This is a genomic window from Bacillus sp. LR--39, from assembly GCF_053613335.1.
The window spans coordinates 1-1507 of record NZ_JBSIOT010000128.1; the positions used below are offsets into that span (position 1 = coordinate 1).

The 1507-nt window shown below is 49.8% G+C and carries 2 protein-coding genes and 1 pseudogene; all 3 read right to left on the reverse strand.

Annotation, left to right across the window (positions count from 1 at the left end):
• Nucleotides 1–198 (reverse strand): annotated as a pseudogene (locus ACWHAR_RS21015) (dTDP-4-dehydrorhamnose 3,5-epimerase family protein); the annotation flags it as partial.
• On the reverse strand, nucleotides 191–1042 hold the full coding sequence (rfbD, locus tag ACWHAR_RS21020; RefSeq protein WP_128422456.1) for a dTDP-4-dehydrorhamnose reductase: 852 nt from the start codon (nucleotides 1040–1042) through the stop codon (nucleotides 191–193). The gene rfbD and the pseudogene ACWHAR_RS21015, both read right to left, overlap by 8 nt.
• A gap of 13 nt (nucleotides 1043–1055) precedes the next feature.
• On the reverse strand, nucleotides 1056–1507 hold a 452-nt coding region (locus tag ACWHAR_RS21025), incomplete at its 5' end, for a GDP-mannose 4,6-dehydratase (RefSeq protein WP_452087714.1).

A 1507-nucleotide genomic window follows, 5' to 3' on the forward strand; every position in this document is an offset into this window, starting at 1 on the left:
GTGGCCGGTTGGGAAGAACCAGAGATCATCCTGCTTCTCATGATAATGAAATGCCTTAATCACACCGGGATAGCTTTTCGACCAAGAGGCCTGCCCAAAATGCTCAAGGAGATTCTCATCGTCCCGGACCAGCTCAGCAAAAAAGCCTCTGTCATCGCTATGCTTCATCAATTTTTTCACCTTGACTCCATCAATCACACGCACTGCTCCTTTCCTGCAAATACTCTCGTAACGCTTCCCGCCAGTGGCGGGGGCGGATGCCGGCTTCTTCAATAGCCCGATGGCTCAGCACAGAGTATGCCGGGCGGGGCGTTTTGTTCCCGTATTCCTCTGTCGTTACAGGCAAAATGGCTGTTTCCAGCCCGCTTTCTTCCATAATTGCCATCGCAAACTCATACCAGCTGCATATGCCTGAATTGCTGACATGATAGATGCCCGGCGGATGGCTGAACAGCTTGATGACCGCTTCTGCTAAATCCTTCGTATAAGTCGGCGAACCAATTTGATCGCTGACAACCCGAAGCTCTTGTTTCGTTTCAGCAAGCTTCAGCATGGTTTCAACGAAATTATTGCCGCCATGTCCGTACACCCACGATGTTCTGATGATCGTGCTGTCTTTTGTCGTTAATCGTATCAGTTCTTCTCCAAGCCTTTTGCTTTTTCCATAAATGGTTTTCGGATCGAGGGGATCGTCTTCCCTATATGGCTGGGTTCCTTTCCCATTGAATACATAGTCCGTGCTGATATGAACATATTGAGCACCGATGCGGGTTGACTCAAGCGCTGTATAATAAGCGCCGATTCCGTTAACCAAGTACGCTTTATCAAGCTCTTTCTCGCATTGATCAACCGACGTAAACGCGGCGCTATTGACCACGATATCCGGCTGATAATGGCCAAACGAATGCCGTACTGAGCGCTGGTCAGCAATGTTCATCATCTTCTTTGTTAACGCAATGACCTCATATCCGGCTTGCTTCAGCTGGCGGCATAGTTCCAAGCCAAGCTGTCCTCCCGCCCCAGTTACCAATACCTTTGTCAATCAGATCACCTTCTCATCGGTCATTGTCTGTATACCACTGAATCGTACGCGCAATGCCTTCTTCAAGCGTCACTTCCTGCCGCCAGCCCAGTTCATTTTTCAGCTTAGATGCATTGATCGCATAGCGCCGGTCATGCCCTTTTCGGTCTTCCACGTGGGCGAACAATTCCTCACAGCCCAGATGCTTCAAAATGGCACTCGCCAGCTCTTTATTCGTGCGTTCATTTCCGCCGCCGATGTTATACACCTCGCCGTCGGTTCCTTTTTCTAAAATCAGTTTGATTGCGCGGCAATGATCCTCCGCAAACAGCCAGTCTCGGATCTGGAGTCCATCGCCATACAGCGGAACAGGCAGGCCCTGCTTCGCATGACGGATAATCGTCGGAATCATTTTTTCGCTGTGCTGATAAGGTCCGTAATTGTTGCTGCATCGTGTAATGATGGCCGGAAGCTTGTGGGTTTTCA